This window comes from Pseudoalteromonas sp. MMG012 (assembly GCF_018100875.1).
In the GTDB taxonomy this organism is placed as follows: domain Bacteria; phylum Pseudomonadota; class Gammaproteobacteria; order Enterobacterales; family Alteromonadaceae; genus Pseudoalteromonas; species Pseudoalteromonas aurantia.
The window spans coordinates 1-996 of record NZ_JAGJEF010000200.1 but is presented as its reverse complement, the minus strand read 5'-3'; the positions used below and the strand labels follow the sequence as shown (position 1 = coordinate 996).

1 protein-coding gene is annotated in these 996 nt (G+C 47.0%); it reads right to left on the bottom strand.

Annotated elements, in window-relative coordinates; translation table 11 throughout:
- The coding region (locus J8L97_RS22995) for an AMP-binding protein (RefSeq protein WP_211053041.1) at positions 1–996 on the bottom strand (996 nt) is incomplete at both ends.

The window sequence follows — 996 nt, the reverse complement described above, 5'->3', positions numbered from 1 at the left end:
CTGGTAATGCCCGTTTATCTACCTTGCCGTTTGGCGTCAACGGCCATTCATGCACCACCATCAAGACACTGGGTACCATATACTCGGGTAACTGTGCTGCTAACGCTGTTTTCACTTGATCTATCAAGCTCTTCTGAGCACCGTCGTCTAACGCCGCTGGTGAATGAATATAACCCACCAATTGCTGGCTTCCGGCTAGCTCCTTGACCATCACTAAGGCTGACTCAACACCCGCTTGTTGTGCTAATTGTGTTTCAATCTCGCCTAGCTCAATTCTAAACCCTCGGATTTTAACCTGATCATCTGTACGACCCATAAAGGCCAACTCACCATCCGGTAAATACCGGACTAAGTCTCCCGTACGATATAATCTTTTTGAACTATGTGGGTCATTCTCATCAAAATAAGGGTTATCAATAAACCGCTCTGCGGTTAAGGTCGGCTGATTTAAATAACCTCGGGCTAAACCATCTCCCCCTAAATACAACTCACCCGCTGAACCGTACGGTACAAGCCCTCGACACGCGTCGTCACTTAACACATATGAACGCATATACGATAAAGGCTTGCCAATATGAACCTCTGTGCCACTGACATGTGCCATCGTACTGTTCACTGTACATTCGGTTGGCCCGTATACATTGCGGATCTCTATCCCTTCAGAAGTATAACCTGCCAAACGTTGCCATAATGCTTGGCTTATCGCCTCCCCTCCCACCAATAAATGTGGCGGTGTAAAATCGTGCCATGTATCGAGCCAGAATTGCAGCACACTCGGCGTGCAATCGAGTAATTCTATATGGTGTGATTGAATATAGTCTTGCAGTCGCTCTGGTTGCGTTTTGATATCTTCAGGCACCACAATTAATGTTCTACCTGAGAATAAACATACGATCCCCTGTAAGGACGCATCAAAAACATAGCTGGCTCCCCAGCCAAATCGTGTCACACCGGCAAACCAATCAGACATTTCATGCATGAGCGCTTGCGCACTAC